This window comes from Paenibacillus sp. AR247, from assembly GCF_002968895.1.
In the GTDB taxonomy this organism is placed as follows: domain Bacteria; phylum Bacillota; class Bacilli; order Paenibacillales; family Paenibacillaceae; genus Paenibacillus_AQ; species Paenibacillus_AQ favisporus.
The window spans coordinates 339,093-353,950 of record NZ_PCZT01000009.1; the positions used below are offsets into that span (position 1 = coordinate 339,093).

Annotated in this window: 17 protein-coding genes and 2 pseudogenes; 13 read left to right on the forward strand and 6 right to left on the reverse strand. The window is 43.8% G+C overall.

All coding sequences use genetic code 11. The features are described 5' to 3' along the window. Positions 1-27: 27 nt before the first annotated feature. Positions 28-276: a hypothetical protein gene (locus CPT76_RS09470; RefSeq protein ID WP_105442740.1), complete on the reverse strand. Its 249-nt coding sequence runs from the start codon at positions 274-276 to the stop codon at positions 28-30. After that, on the reverse strand, positions 276-749 hold the full coding sequence (locus tag CPT76_RS09475; protein ID WP_105442741.1) for a penicillin-binding protein 2: 474 nt from the start codon (positions 747-749) through the stop codon (positions 276-278). The genes CPT76_RS09470 and CPT76_RS09475 overlap by 1 nt, the downstream gene beginning before the upstream one ends. Positions 750-1,012: 263 nt before the next feature. Here CPT76_RS09475 and CPT76_RS09480 point away from each other — a divergent pair, with 263 nt between their 5' ends. Beyond that, entirely contained in the window at positions 1,013-1,570 is a 558-nt protein-coding gene (locus tag CPT76_RS09480) for a DUF4362 domain-containing protein (protein WP_105442742.1), read from the forward strand. A 301-nt stretch (positions 1,571-1,871) separates the two neighbouring features. Next, positions 1,872-2,969, forward strand: coding sequence for a helix-turn-helix transcriptional regulator (locus tag CPT76_RS09485; RefSeq protein WP_105442743.1), 1,098 nt, complete (start codon positions 1,872-1,874; stop codon positions 2,967-2,969). 301 nt (positions 2,970-3,270) lie between these two features. Here CPT76_RS09485 and CPT76_RS09490 read toward each other — a convergent pair whose 3' ends face one another. Then, positions 3,271-3,594 (reverse strand): hypothetical protein, encoded by a 324-nt coding sequence (locus CPT76_RS09490; protein ID WP_105442744.1) that lies wholly within the window; start codon positions 3,592-3,594, stop codon positions 3,271-3,273. A gap of 350 nt (positions 3,595-3,944) precedes the next feature. Here CPT76_RS09490 and CPT76_RS09495 point away from each other — a divergent pair, with 350 nt between their 5' ends. From CPT76_RS09495 to CPT76_RS09515, 5 genes and pseudogenes are all read left to right on the forward strand, one after another. Next, positions 3,945-4,271: an ArsR/SmtB family transcription factor gene (locus tag CPT76_RS09495; RefSeq protein ID WP_105442745.1), complete on the forward strand. Its 327-nt coding sequence runs from the start codon at positions 3,945-3,947 to the stop codon at positions 4,269-4,271. A gap of 87 nt (positions 4,272-4,358) precedes the next feature. Continuing rightward, a pseudogene (locus tag CPT76_RS09500) lies at positions 4,359-5,359 on the forward strand (NADP-dependent oxidoreductase). Positions 5,360-5,471: 112 nt separating this feature from the next. After that, positions 5,472-5,939, forward strand: a complete 468-nt coding sequence (locus CPT76_RS09505; protein WP_105442746.1) for an NUDIX hydrolase — start codon at positions 5,472-5,474, stop codon at positions 5,937-5,939. Between the two features lie 268 nt (positions 5,940-6,207). Beyond that, positions 6,208-6,537 (forward strand): helix-turn-helix domain-containing protein, encoded by a 330-nt coding sequence (locus CPT76_RS09510; protein WP_105442747.1) that lies wholly within the window; start codon positions 6,208-6,210, stop codon positions 6,535-6,537. Between the two features lie 341 nt (positions 6,538-6,878). Further along, positions 6,879-7,355, forward strand: coding sequence for a stalk domain-containing protein (locus tag CPT76_RS09515; RefSeq protein WP_105442748.1), 477 nt, complete (start codon positions 6,879-6,881; stop codon positions 7,353-7,355). A gap of 44 nt (positions 7,356-7,399) precedes the next feature. Here the strand turns inward: CPT76_RS09515 and CPT76_RS09520 are convergent, their stop codons facing one another. Then, entirely contained in the window at positions 7,400-8,545 is a 1,146-nt protein-coding gene (locus CPT76_RS09520; RefSeq protein WP_105442749.1) for a hypothetical protein, read from the reverse strand. 145 nt (positions 8,546-8,690) lie between these two features. Between CPT76_RS09520 and CPT76_RS41970 the strand changes: the two are divergent. The 5 genes and pseudogenes from CPT76_RS41970 to CPT76_RS09540 form a co-directional block, all read left to right on the forward strand. Beyond that, positions 8,691-8,777: pseudogene (locus tag CPT76_RS41970) on the forward strand (hypothetical protein); the annotation flags it as partial. A gap of 19 nt (positions 8,778-8,796) precedes the next feature. Beyond that, positions 8,797-9,276, forward strand: a complete 480-nt coding sequence (locus CPT76_RS09525; RefSeq protein WP_105442750.1) for a hypothetical protein — start codon at positions 8,797-8,799, stop codon at positions 9,274-9,276. A gap of 179 nt (positions 9,277-9,455) precedes the next feature. Continuing rightward, on the forward strand, positions 9,456-9,671 hold the full coding sequence (locus CPT76_RS09530) for a transcriptional regulator (RefSeq protein ID WP_105442751.1): 216 nt from the start codon (positions 9,456-9,458) through the stop codon (positions 9,669-9,671). Between the two features lie 86 nt (positions 9,672-9,757). After that, positions 9,758-9,865 carry an AAA family ATPase gene (locus CPT76_RS09535; RefSeq protein WP_219845393.1) on the forward strand — a complete coding sequence of 36 codons (108 nt, stop codon included), beginning with the start codon at positions 9,758-9,760 and terminating at the stop codon, positions 9,863-9,865. 223 nt (positions 9,866-10,088) lie between these two features. Further along, positions 10,089-11,036 (forward strand): flavin monoamine oxidase family protein, encoded by a 948-nt coding sequence (locus CPT76_RS09540; RefSeq protein WP_105442752.1) that lies wholly within the window; start codon positions 10,089-10,091, stop codon positions 11,034-11,036. Positions 11,037-11,529: 493 nt separating this feature from the next. Here CPT76_RS09540 and CPT76_RS09545 read toward each other — a convergent pair whose 3' ends face one another. Beyond that, positions 11,530-12,456 (reverse strand): S66 peptidase family protein, encoded by a 927-nt coding sequence (locus CPT76_RS09545; protein ID WP_105442753.1) that lies wholly within the window; start codon positions 12,454-12,456, stop codon positions 11,530-11,532. A gap of 1,191 nt (positions 12,457-13,647) precedes the next feature. Next, positions 13,648-14,523, reverse strand: coding sequence for an AraC family transcriptional regulator (locus tag CPT76_RS09555; RefSeq protein WP_105442755.1), 876 nt, complete (start codon positions 14,521-14,523; stop codon positions 13,648-13,650). A gap of 150 nt (positions 14,524-14,673) precedes the next feature. Between CPT76_RS09555 and CPT76_RS09560 the strand changes: the two genes are divergently transcribed. Further along, complete coding sequence (locus CPT76_RS09560) at positions 14,674-14,856, forward strand: hypothetical protein (protein ID WP_105442756.1); 183 nt, start codon at positions 14,674-14,676, stop codon at positions 14,854-14,856. Positions 14,857-14,858: the final 2 nt, after the last annotated feature.

Consider the following 14,858-nt stretch of genomic DNA (forward strand, 5'->3'; position numbering starts at 1 on the left):
TATAATACTGGATCGTATCGTCGATCGTCAGCCTTTACATTTTTTACCATTAACAGCCGGCTTGTACACCATATTTGCTTGGGGAAGCTGGTCTCCTTGCCGGTCGCTTTCGTATTTCATTTCTCCGGGGGTACCTTTGAGGTAATCATCTTTGTATGCCTCAAGACCGGCGACAGCTTCACCGTCCCGGTCGGTATAACCCAAAATATGAGCCGCAAGTGTCCCTTTTGGATAATACCGCTTCTGTTCCTTCAGCAAGCCTAGCCCAGTCTCCATCACTTTTTTTCCTTTTTAAGCTGGGTCTTTAGTTCTTTGTTGAAATCATCGATCCGGGCCTTTTTCGCTTCGTCAATTTTCCACCCTTCATTCCGGACTTCACGGTTTACATGGTATTTCCCTTTTCGGTCTTTGGCTGTTACAAGTGCTTTAAGCTCTAGTTCATCCTTGCCCAAAATGTTGTGCATTCCTTCGATAATTTCGTTCTCCAATCCGTTCTCGTGGATGACGGCCGGATTGACGATAACGGTATAGGCCGGAATGTCGGAAGCCAGCACATCGCCGTTCCTGTCCGTGATCATGCCGCGGGTTGCCGGAATCGGGACCTTTTTCGTCCACTGGAATACCGCCCGCTCGTGCCAGTCTTGTCCTTTGACAACCTGCAGCGTAAATACCCGAATCAACAGAACAACAAAGAGAAGGGTAATAAATCCTCCTAGGAGCAGCGCGCGAAGCTTTATTCTTTTAATCATACTCAGCCCTCACAAGTTCTGTATCCTCATTGTAAATGTTAAATTTCTCTCTGTGTTTCTTATGAATATCCTTTTGTGCCTTCCACATCTGGATAGCGTGTATGTGTAAGAACATCAAGGTGTTGGGAAACCTTACTAAATATATGGAGGTCATAGTATACGGAACATTTTAATTCAACAAATAGAAGAATAGTCTAGTGCTCGCTTATGCAATTGAAACATTCATACTCGCTATAGCGTTGTTAAATGTGAGGTGATGATTCATGATCAAATGGGTGTTAATATTAGCAGCTGGATTGGTTTTGCTATCGGGCTGCAGTGAGAAGTCGGGCAGATCTATCACCAATACGACCAATCCTTCCACTGCTCCTGCACAAGGGGAGACGATTTCACTGCCACCGAAGCCGAAAGCGTTCCCCGCTGTGTCTGACCCTTATGATGCTGACAAAGCAGCGGCGAATGGTGATATCGTGAACGTTCACGGGAAGATGTACAATCTCGACAAGTGGAAGCTGTTTCTGGGGAATCTCGACATGGGTGTGCCGAATCAGGTGCGAATTACGCAGTACACGGATGAAGGCGACCCAATCTTCTATGAACTGGTCTATGATGGGGCCGAGGCAATTGTGTATACGTATGACAATTCGAGGGACGGGTTTGGCAGTGATGCAGGTCGTCCAAGCACGGTGTGCCGTGGTATTGAACTCGAGAAGAATAAAGAGTACGGGTCTCATTACAAGCTAACCGGGTGCGATAATGAAACCAGCGATACGTTCTGGTTCGCGGATGTAGAGGAGGAAGCTGAGCAGGGCAGCCAATAAACACATAACTAAGCCGGGGGTTCAGAATTAACTGATCAGTAATAGGAGCGTTTTCCTTAGTCGGCAGGAGGTCGGCTGCCTTAACTTGCTGAATTATATGTTGGCGAAATGAAATGATTTTCCGCCAAAAGATATTGCCTTTTAGAGTAAAAAAATTTACTTTATAGAGCATTCTACCGGCAGTTGAATAAAGCGGTTGTGCCGATTCAACCAACGCTTGATAGGATGACGTTTTTGGAAATGTTATGCTGTTTTCGACAGTGCGCACTGTACATTTTGTTTAATCGGAGGTAGGTATACGATGCTCGACTTACGTAAAATTGGAGCTTATATTTCGAAGCTTCGCAAAGACCGGGATCTGACACAATTGGAACTAGCCGATCAACTGAATGTAAGCCATCAAGCGGTATCGAAATGGGAACGGGGCGACTCGTTACCGGATATCGGAACGCTTCCGCAGTTGGCTAGATTATTCGGCAAAACGGTAGACGACATTCTAAATGCAGGAGATCACACAGAAGTTCGGGAGCACCTGCACCTAGGAACGATCGTGGAGGAGATCGCAGAGAACAAGCCGGAACAAGTTGCAGAGAGAGTTAATGCCGGTGAGGTGGAACTCGAAGAGCTTGTAGAAGTAGCGCCGTTTGTAAAAGCAAGCGCTTTGCATAAGGTGACTGAACGATTAGACAGCAGCGTCCTTAAGGTAGACGTGATCTTGAGTCTGGCGCCGTTCCTCGGAACAGATACATTAGATGAACTGGTTCGTCAAGTAGAAGGAAGCGAAATTCTGTGGGACGCTATTACCGGACTTGCTCCATTCGTTAGCAGTGACACATTAAACCGACTGGTGGATAAATCGATTGACGGCTCCTTAGAAGTGCATCGTCTGGTTGAAATTGCTCCGTTTCTTGGAAGAGAACAAGTAGATCGGTTGGTACAGCATGTCGAAGAGGGTGGCTTGAGTTGGCATTTGGTCCAAGAGCTGGCACCTTTTATCAGCAAAGAGACATTAAATCGTTTGGTAGACCGGGTTGTAGACGGCACCATCGATGCGAACCGGATCATAAGCCTCGCCCCTTTTCTGGGTAGGGAGCAGGTGGATCGGTTGATACTAGAAGCTGAAGAAGGCAGCGTGAGCTGGAATGTCGTGAATGAACTTGCACCCTTCATCAGCAGAGAGACGTTAGGTCGTTTGGCAGATCGGGTTGTAGACGGCACCATCGATGCGAACCGGATCATTAGCCTCGCACCTTTTCTGGGCAGGGAAAATCTCGAAAAGTTGATTGCTGGAGTCGAAATTGAACATCTTAGCCCGGATCTGCTGGCGAGTCTTGCTCCTTTTATCGATCAAGGGACATTGAGCAGAATGGTAACAAACTTATTAAATAAAGTAAAATAGCCGCGGAGGTTCGGAGTTGGTGATCCAGAGGCCGTCGGCGTTCTCTAGAGGTACCCGCTTGATATCCGGTTTTTTATCGGTGTTCGGATCTTTGAACCAGCAGGGTGCTGGTCAATAGGTAACGACGTCAAGTTAACGGGGAGCAATACGACGGCATCCGGCCAAAATCATCGGCTGCCGTCGCAATAGGCAGGATCGTACAACTTTCGGTTGACGAAGATGTCACGCGCTTAATATCAACTGGTGCTACACCCACATAAACCATGGCAGATCCTGCGTCTGAAACAGATCCTAAAGCCGTTTAACTTTGGCTGCTGTCGGCGGATGTAACTACTTGAATTCGGTACTTTATTTCCTTGATCGAATCTGGGTTTATCGCGGGTTCCATTGCACTACGCAAACCATTTTGAATGGCACGATCCCATTCCACTTCATTCTCCTGTAAGTATTCATATACCTCATTCGGGAGTTCTACAACTAACTGGACCTGTTTGGGATCTCGGGCGGGATTGATTTTGGCCAACCACTCAAGCTCGTTTTCAGATGCATTGATATGCACTGGTTTTTTGCGGAATTTGGGCCGGGGTGAGACCGTTTTTGATCGGCCCTTATTTTTCTTGTTCATCAAAAGCCTTTTCCTCCTTACTCACATTGGATAAATCAGTCTATGCATCCGATGGGATTTTGGGCCGGGCGAGAGGGCTCTTATTGTAACTATGGCATGGACGGGGCATGAGGATTTTGCGGATGCAGTCCCACGTCCACCGAAAGATAATGACATAAAGGCCTCCCCTTCAAGACATATGAAGAGAAGGCCATCAAATTAAATTGAAATCGGATAGGTAACTCATTCAGAAGAACCTTATCACGAAGGCACAAATTATAGGTGTGTTTTTACGTAGGCTTGATTTTGTTAATAAACACTCTATAATTATGTTTAATAGATTAAACCAATGAACTTAAGAGGTGAATGGCATGAGCCAGCAAACGGAGGATATTCTACAACAATTTAAAGATTGTATCCCTCTATTGGAGGTGCTGACCGATGTAAACCGTCAAGCTATTATTATGCTGTTAGCACAGAACAAATCGGGACTTAATGTGAATACAATAGCAGGACATATCAATTTGTCCAGACCGGCTGTATCCCATCATTTAAAGGTATTGAAACAGTCTGGTTTTATTAAATCCGAAAAAAAAGGCGTAGAAAACTACTATGTGTTGACTGTCCGTAAACCACTTGAACAACTCAAGTCATTAATTACTGCCGTTGAAGACGAATGCGATGGTCTCAGTGATTAACCAAAAGACTTAAGTTCTAGGGATATTTTATTCGACATTTGGTTTAATTGTTTAAACTAATAATCATATTATTAGGAGTGATAAGAAATGAAAGCTATGATCATTAACAAGTACGGAAAAAATGTTCCATTAGTCATGACAGAACAACCTATGCCGAATATCGGAGAACATGATGTACTGGTGGAAATTCATGCAGCCAGCTTAAATCCTATTGACTATAAAATTAAGGAAGGAAAATGAAAATATTATTGAATTACAAGTTTCCTCTAATTTTGGGGAATGATTTCTCAGGAGTTGTAGTCAAGGTTGGCAGCCGGGTCAATACGTTTAAACCTGGAGATGAAGTTTATGGAAGACCACGCAAGACCGGATCGGAACATTAGCTGAGTTTATTGCTGTTCATGAGGAAGATATTTGGCTGAAACCGGAGAATCTGACTTTTGAAGAGGCAGCATCGATACCGCTGATTGGACTTACGACTTACCAAGCATTTGTTGATATTTTAAATCTTAAAAAAAGGCCAAAAAATCTTGATTCACGCAGGTTCGGGAGGCGTAGGAACCTTCGCCATCCAACTGGCCAAGCTGATGGGTGCATTTGTTGCCACAACTGCAAGTGAAAAAGGCTATGAGTTGGTCAAATCGTTGGGGGCTGATCTAATTATTAATTATAAAAAAGAGAATTTTGAAGAAACCCTTAACGGATATGACGCTGTTTTGGATACTTTGGGTGGAGAAGCTTTGGACAAATCATTCCGCATACTGAAACCAGGCGGACAAATTGTATCCATTTCCGGCATGCCGAACGCCAGATTTGGAAGAGAGGCGAAATTGGGTTGGGTGAAAACAACCATTTTGTCTATCGCGAGCCGTAAGATCAAAGCCCAAGAGAAAAAGAGCCAAACGACGTATCACTTCCTTTTTATGAAACCGAGCGGAGAACAATTAAACGTTATAAAGGGGTATATTGAAGGCGGACTTATTAAGCCGATTATTGATAAGGTGTATCTTTTGAAAGATGCCGAGCAAGCATTTCATTACCTGGAAAGCGGAAGGGCTAAGGGAAAAGTCGTTATTAGAATAAAGTAATATAAGACGACAAGAACTAATATCCATGCACAAGTTACAAAAATCCATTCCACGCCTAATCCATTAAACATAGACTATTGTTATGATTTGGCTAGTAGAGTGGAGGGTGTAGATGGATTACATACAACATTTAAGGTCAATGGTGGGGAACGAGAAGGTCATTATGGTTGTAGCTGGTGCATTTGTTTTTGACAAAGAAAACCGAGTCCTGATGCAGAAACGTTCAGATAATGGTCAATGGGGTTTTCCAGGCGGGTTTATGGATTTAGGAGAGAGCGTACAAGATACAGCAAGAAGAGAGATCTACGAAGAGACGGGGCTTATATTAGAAGAACTTAAGTTATTCGGGATCTATTCTGGGCCTCAGTATGACAAAACGTTTTCTAATGGCGACCAAGTCTCACTAGTCCTTATATCATTTGTTTGTGATCAGTATAGTGGTAAGTTAGTTGAAAGTAACGAGGAGTCGCTTCAAAATAAATTTTATTCTCTTAAGGAATTACCAGAGAATATATTCACTGAACATAAGATGCTTATTGATGATTTATTATCGAATAAACGGCTGCCGATTATTGGTTAAAGTAGGGTAAGCCGAGCAAAAAATCAGTGCCTAGACGCATCTTCACTTCATAGCAGGAGAAAATCAGACATAAGAAGATCTCATTCTGAACCACCGGCTTGTGGTACACGCTAGCTCTTGGGCTAAGCATCCATTTCGTTATTTTTAGAGCCAAAGATTCTTACTAATTTCATTAAAGGGCAGCCTGCCATGGGACTTTTTCGATTTTCGTGCGTTCTATCTTTAGACGATACAGTCAATAGAATTTCTATGGAGGAGTGGCCGATGCATGGCAAAGACACAATTGGAGGATATCGCCGTACGTTTGCGCAACGCCCGTATTAACCGTAAACTAACGCAAATGGAAGTATTTCGTTTGACGCAGATCAACAATAAAACCTTGAGCGCGTATGAAACCGCAAAGACCGAACCGGATCTGGTATCGCTGTCCAGGCTAGCCGACCTGTACAAGGTGTCCACCGATTGGATTATTACCGGATTTGAGTTCAAAGGAACAGGCAGGTCAGAAGATGCAGAGGCCGAAATTGGCCGGCTCAAGGACAAGCTTAAGGCACGGGAGCAGATCATCCGGGGAATCCGGGAACTTGTCTCAGAGTAAAAATGAAGAATTGGTTAGCCTTAATTGATATGAATTACAAATACAAGGTCGACGCTTATAACGTTGATAGGGCTTAGCAGAACTTTCTTTGGGTTGGAAAGATAAAGAGGGGTTTGAGAAATGGAGGCACGAGTTATCCTTATGGAAGCCATGTGATTTTTCTGTCTGGAAGGAACGAGTAGAATTATTAATTTGAGTATTTGTAAGACGACAAGAACAACATGCATGTTCAATAGCCGCGTAGTTACGGCTTTTTGTGTTTTAACGATAATGCAACAATATCCTTACATTATCGTTCTATCAGTAGGTAACCAAAAAATGATAGAAAAGGAGTTTAGTTAATGAAGATGCGGAGTATTCTCACAGCTGTTTTGTTTTCAATAGGCTTAATCGCACTTGACGTTCGCGTTACCGCAGCACCTTTTCCCGACTCTGTAAAAGTAGGGTATCCAGATGGAAGTGAAGCAACATTAAGCAATGGAGATTACACGATAGATAATGGAAATATCTTGGTGAATCCCACTTATGTAACAGGCGCACTCCCTTTTATTGTACCAGGTAAAGGGATCTGGTGGGACAATACGAAGAAAATTCTGATATTTGCATTTACCGATTCTGATGATTATATAAAGGAGCGAATTAAGATTAAGATCGGGGAAAAAGAATTTAAAGATAATGGCAAGATCTTTGAGCTTCGTCAAGAAGCGATTTTGAAAAATGGGCGTGTATATTTGCCAATCAGAGGAATTGCAGAGGCATACGGAAAGATAGTTCATTATACAAAGAGTAATGGAATAATCTACATTTTGATTCAATAATAAATAAAGGTTTTAAGTTTATTCAAAAAGGGCCAAGCCAAGATCTACACCATATTCACTATTTCCGCAGATAATAGGATCTTGGAAGGCCTGATTTTTTGGTTTATTTCAGAATAATTTTTTTTATGTTTGGGGCAGTGGAACCGTTTATTGTTTCCAAGAAGTATGCTGATTTTGGATTGGGAATTATAACCAAAAAACGTCGGATTTTTTTCAAGTCCAGTCTGCTCTGAAGCTATAGCGTCCGATTTCCTAGTAGGATATAAACTCCACAACCCGGTGCTTAGATCTTGAACAAATACAGTATCTCCTACGACCTGTGTAATCCAGCCACTGGCCTCCTGACCAGGAGTCGGCTTGAAGAGAAGTTGGTGTTCAGTTAGAGTTTTTCCTGTACTCATACTATATAAAGCATGAAACGTTTGCTTCTGCGTAGGGTCCGGATGTGCAACGTTGGCAGGTGTAATCTCATCGTAAGTGTAGGAATTCCAGATATTCAGTTGCCCTTGTTTATCGATACGAAGCTGCTTATCAATGTTTAATCCAGGTACCTTACTAGAGGCTTTACTATACATATTTACGATACGGATAAAGTAATCCTCAGCCATCGTTCGCTGTCCGGCGTACATTATTGCAATGTAGGGGTAAGCTGAAAAATCCCAATCGACGATGTTCACATGTTCATAAGTACTATCCTCTAGCTGAGCGTTGTATTTTACGATAGGATTACCGGAAGTTGTATAGAGTGTAAATTGATCTCCATTTTGAACCATAACACGCTCATTTACACCTTTAGCTGGTGCTACCCACTTGACCTTACCCTGATCTGGAACCGTTATTTTATAGTCAGATTTGCTGATTTCGACTCCATCCACATTGTAATCATGCTTTTCAATTCGGTTGTGGGGACCTGTTGTCAAAATAACCATTTTTGTTGGGTTACTCATTACGTGTGTATCCAGGATTTTTTGATTTGGGCTCAGCGCCTTCGTTAGTTTCCCCTGGCTGATATCCAGTAACTGGGCCTTAGCGTTACCCTCAATTACACTTTTACTTGCGTTAATTTGTAGAACTAATGTCCTGGATTCAGTGGACAAAATGTTTGATGCCGCAAAGGATAGGTTTGGTATGGCTATGGCACTTGTCCCTAACACGAGCGCAGCGGTGATTCTAATGATATTTAATTTCATAGATCTGCCTCCTCACTTTATATAACACTAAATAATTAAAATAGTTACATTCATGGAGGAGGCGAAATATACCCTGCAGGAATATTGTGGAGACAGTATATATAAGAAAACGGTGTCCCTGATTGCAGCATTGCTGACAATTGCCATGACCGCAAATGCTTGCAGTATAAGAACACCAACTGTGATATTAATTCCGGAAGGTTACGTGGGTTGGGTACAGATTATTTATAGTCAGCGAGATGGAGAGAAATTTGAAAACAGGGGTGGTAAAAATATCATCCATAAGCACAGAGGTGAGGTTAAATTTGCTGCGTACTTTACATCTTTTAATAATATTGGTTCTGATTGCGTCCGTTACCATTATTGCGGGCTGCCAAGGGGAAAGCAATAAGGATACTTTTCCTGAAGTCGGACAAAGTTTGTCCAAAAGTATAAAACAAATTGATAAACAACCTGGCATACTTTTAACGGGGTTCGCTGCCAACCTCAAAGTGAAACGATACAAAGTTGGAATTGAATATGATCCGGGTCAAATAAGCAATGACCAATTAAAACAAATTATTACTGATTATCTCAGCCATGCGGCTTCAAATTTGTCGCCTCCCAACAATTGGGAAGAGATGCTTAAACCATATCAATTGCGCATTGAAAAGTTAGGTGATGCTCAAAAAGCACCCGTGATAGCTGAAAAAGATATCGGCTCAACAGAAATAAAATGGTTTTTTGAATAAAATAGCACTGCTTTGCAGATTAAACTAACGGACGATAGCCCAGCGATGGAACTCGACCTATTGGGCATACGCATGTGGAATCTTATCGTTATGACCTCCATTATAAAGTATACTCTTGCTGGCAATGGACAACGCTTAAGGTTAAATAACTATTTTCTTACGCGGGAGGTCATCGCTAATTGAAATTTGAACTTGGACGTTGCTTGCTGAATGAACGATTGGTGGAATCCGGAAAGTCAGCAGAATGGCTGGCAAAAGACTTGCTTTTTAAACCGGAACGGGTTTATGACTTTATTGAAAACAAAAGAGTGATGCCACTCAAAATGGCCATATCGATCGCAGATTCCATCGGCTGTGATGTTCGTGACTTGTATGAATTAATTCCGAACGAATAAGAGTAAAGGTAGATATTTAACGAAATAAGTGAAAGGTATAGAGGCTGACTAAATTGTGCTTATCCATTTGGATGGAGGGTCTAGCCATGGGCATTAGGAATTATCTGATTGAAGGGGGCTCCGGCACCGGCAAAACTTCGGTCTGCAAAGAATTGCAGCGGCGCGGCTACCATGCCATTCAAGGTGACCAATAAACGTTAACGACAGTAACGTACAGACACTTACGGACAGCCCAAAACACCAGCGCACCTGGGTACGAATTTTCCCATTTACTGCGCTCGGGAAATCATAGTTCAAAATAAGGGAGCAGAATGCCATGAGCCGGCACTGTTCCTTTTTTATTGAAGTGCCTAGGAACCAATTGGATTACAAACACACATAATGTCTATAAAGTAATATTTGGAGGAATCGGATTGTATGGTAACAGGTCGTTTTCCTGAGCGGATTGTAGTTATTGGGGCAGGGATGGCGGGTTTGGTATGTACTTTGGAGCTTATGAAACAAGGATATAACGTGCGTTTATTAGAGGCCAATAGCCAACCGGGTGGTCGCATATACACGATGCGGGATCATTTTGCCGACGGATTGTTTTGTGAGCTTGGGGCTGCATTCATTGGCGAGCATCATTTTCTCACATTGAGTTATGCCCAGCAAGCCGGGGTTCAATTGATAAATTTACCTGTCCCCAATAGAAGTTTGTCATATATCGGCGGGAGATTAATCATAGATTCTCCTGCTGAACCTGCACTATGGCCTGCTCCACTTACAGCCGAGGAAAGAATTTTAGGATATGCGGGAATGTTGGAAAAGTATCTCACGCCGGGGCTTAATGCGACGGGTAATCCTTTTTTGCCTGGCTGGCCCACAACACAAGCGATACAGCTCGATTCAATGACAATGGAAGAATATCTTAGAGGTCAAGGAGCATCTTCGGGTGCGATTAAGCTGTTTGAAATCGGATATATGCAGATGTTAGGAGATGGTATTCGCAAAGTATCTGCATTACAGCGGCTGCTTGATTTAAAAATGGCCGGTTCCGAAAGAAGCTCAAAAACGATAGTAGGTGGAATGGATCAACTACCGAAAAAGCTTGCCCTTACTATTGGCTCAAATATCAGTTATGGATGTGCTGTGACGCATATTGAACATAGTAATAAAGAAGTAACAATCCGATTTAATCATTCCGGCGAAGTTTTCACGATCAGCTGTGATCGGGTCATTGTAGCCATTCCCTCTACAGTCTTGCGTACAATTCATTTTTCTCCTTCCCTTAGCAAGAAAAAAATGATGTCATTCAAAATCAACTTTCAACTTCCGTTACGCGTACCGTCATACAAAGCAGAACTAGATTCTGGAACAACCTAAGTTCCTTTACTACAGTAAATACGGATCTGAAAATTGGATGGTTGCTTGATGCTACATTCTCGCAAACGACATCAAGAGGGGGTTAATTTGTTCGTACTCCTCCGGTGAATCAGCGCGAGAATTATCTAAAGCTGGTAATTTTAACTCAGCTGTATCAGAAATCAAACAGGTGCTTCCTGAATTGTCTTATAATTATGAAGGTGGGACGGTTTTTTCTTGGGATCATCATCCTTACTCTCGAGGTGCGTATGCTTGGTATAAGCCGAAACAGATGATTCGAATGCTCCCAATACTGACTGCCGAAGAAGGTAGAATTTATTTGGATTGAAGGTGCGATCTCTTCTGCGTTACGAACTGTAAATCAAATTATTGCCGGAAACAGCATATAATACAGTAATGTATGTATTAATAACTTCATGCAGATTAGTAGTGTTCACTGTTACGCTAACGAACGTTAGCACAATAAAGACAGGCTGATCGTTGGTCATAATGATCAGATAACGCTGATGGTAGGTTCAACTATAGTTATTCTATTATTGACTGAATCGAGATTAACCGTTGCGCCAATCGGCAAAGCGGCTTTATAAAAGCCATGACCTGTGGCAAGGTTCGTTATCAGTGGCTTACCGAGAGGTACAACAAATTCGTTGATTATATCCTCATACGATTTACCATAAGCAACCTGGCAGCCCGAGCACTCCCCCATAATGATGCCGAGGCAGTCACGGAATTTTCCGGCAAGCTTCAAATGATTCAAGTACCTGTAGACGGTATTGGTAGGCTCATGAGTTTCTTCAAGAACAAGAATTTTACCCATTGTATCGACTTCGAAAGGCGTGCCCAACGTATCGATAAAGGAGGTCAAATTACCGCCTACAAGCTGCCCAGTAACGTTGCCCGGAACACGGCTGATCAGCGGCATCCCAGGCGGATTGAAGATGGTCCGGGTTGATGAATACACGGATGTCGCAGAGAAAAACTGATCGAAATTATAAGCGGGCGTATCGGGTTTGAAGTCAATGAGCAGCAGACTATGGAATGTTATTAAATCTACATATTGATGCATTACGTTTAATAGTACCGTTATATCGCTGTAACCTGTCACAATTTTTGGGTTATTGCGGATCACCGTATAATCAAGGTAAGGAAGAATTCCCGCCACTCCTGTACCGCCTCTGGTGGGTAGGATCATTTTAACCCGCTCGTCTTGAAACATCATCATCAAATCAGAAGCCCGCTGCTCGTCTGTGCCGGCAAGAAACCCGTTTTGTGCATATACATATTGACCCAATACAACATTGAATCCCATTGCTCTCAAAATTTCGATCCGTGCATTAATTACGTCTGCAGCGAGCGGACTCCCCAAAGTAACGACTCCAACGGTATCGCCCCTCTGCAACATTGGCGGACTTATCGGCATGTGCTGATCTTCCTTCCTGAAAATAGAAGAAGCCATTGTCATATCATATCTTTAGAGTATATTGGCAAAATCCCAAGCACAGTACTAAAAAGGAACTTGAATGAACGAAGAAACCCTCTTTCATCATTTCCGGCCATGCTCCTCGAGCACACGCCATAATTCAGAGGCAGCACCTGTTCTTTGTTGGAACGGCGCCTATGCTTTCCGTTATAATTAGAATAATATGGAAGTCGATCTGCGATGAAGGTGGTGGGGAATTCGATGAAAATCGCGGTAGGGTTTGTGCACGGCATTGGAAAGCAAAAAGAACATTTTCATGAGGCGATGGCAGGGCTCATTAGCAAGCGGTTAGGTGAAATATGTCCAGCGGTGGAGCTGGTCAGCAAGGGGATTTATTGGGCGGACATTACGGACCGTCTTGAAGATGAGCTCAAGGAAAAGCTTGCGCCTGACCATTTGCACTGGAACAAGTGGATCAATGCTCGGGGGTATGCGATCAGCTTTCTAGGTGACGCCATTGCCTATCAACCGCTGCCCCATAAAGCAGGTGACGATGACAGGAACTACATCTACACCGCAATTCACGAACGATTTTATGAAAAGCTGCAGGAGCTCGCGCAGTGCACAGGACCCAGCGCCCCGCTGTGCATCATAAGCCACAGTCTTGGCACGATCATCGCGAGTAACTTCATATACGACCTGCAAAACGGCAGGCTGCCAAGCGGCAAGCTTGCATCAATAAGTGAAAATCCTTCGGCACTCGTTCGTGGTGATACGCTAACACATTTTTACACAATGGGCAGCCCGATTGCGATCTGGACGATGCGGTATAACGACTTTGGCAAGCCGATATCGTTTCCTTCGCCTGCTCTTTTGGCCGAAGGGNTCCCCATACGGCGAATGGGTAATTTCTACGNTAAAGATGATGTGATCGCCTATCCGCTCAAACGTTTAAGCGCGGAGTATAATGCGGCTGTGACAGAAGATGTGGAGGTCAGAAACCCAGGTTTTCTGGCCAGCACCCCCCTTAATTCACACGGCGGGTATTACCGTTCTATGACGGTCATCGAGCGGATTGCCAAATCGCTTGCAGACCTTTACGACCAAACAACCCGACAATCGACTCGTTAAGCCAGCGCCGGCAGCCGATAATTATGAACGGCTAAGCTATTCAAACGATGGCCAAAGGCGCTATCCATCTCCGCCGGTCCGGCCGTTCATTCGGAATTCCGTCGGTGTGAGACCTGTCTCCTGTTTGAATTGATAACTGAAATAGTGAAGGCTCTTGAAACCGAATCTTTCCGCGATCAACTCCAGCTTCTCGCCCTGCAGAAGCGCGAGCTTCGCCCGTTTGATCCTTTCTCTGATAATAAAATGCTTCGGTGTCACCCCCATTTCATGTTTGAACAGCTTGGTGAAATGTACCGGATGATAGCCGCACAAGCTCGCAAGTGCGGCAACCGACCAGTTTATGCCGGGCTCATCCTGCATCGCTTGAATGGCCGGTTCGATCTTGTTCCTCGAACCTTGTACGTGGTCGTTCCCGAGCAGCTGTCGACAGATCAGGGTAATCGCCTGCATCATAAGCGAACGCAATGTCAGCGTATATCCCGGGAGCTCGGATTCGTATTCATTAACCATTTTAGACAGGATCGGTTCAAGTCCGGCAATGGTCAGCAGGGTTGGAATCTTGACTTCTCCGTAAGACGGTATATGAAAAACGGACAGTTGCGGGGCACTGAACGAACCCGGATCGCCATATTTGATTTGGAGACCGGGATGGACGGGCAAAGGAGAAGAGGCGTGCCAATGGAAATGAACGCTGATATAATCAGTCGTTCGAATCGCCGTCAGCTTCGTTTGGCATTCCGGACCGTAACAAACGCATTCTCCCGGCAGAATGGCTACTTTTTGTCCTCCTATTTCGAGCTCTGCGCAGCCGGACACGACATAGAAAAGCTGATTGTCGGGGATCCTCCGATACCCCCAGTCCGTTCCCGCCTCCGCCGTTGCCCGTGCAGAAAAATTGACCGTTGGCGTAATCATGTCTAATGTTCCGGTATGCATGACCAATCTCCTCCGTCTGAAGCTTAAACTTGCAAATACCCAAAAAGATGATGGATTTCGGAAAATACAATAATGAGCATACCATCTATGATAAATCTATAGAAGGCGTTTACATCCATCATTATAAAACGGGCGGGAGCGTGAGGTAAGTTGCTGAATGCAAATCAATTGGCCGAATTCGAGAAAAACGGTTTTGTGAAGGGCGGCATTGTCTTAAACGACGAGGAAGTGGAGCGACTGCGCGAAGAGCTTGATTTAGTCATGGAAGGGAAGTCGGTGAATAAACCGGCTGAATCGAAACATGCTCGCGGAAAGCAGCGATTCCCTTCATGAGG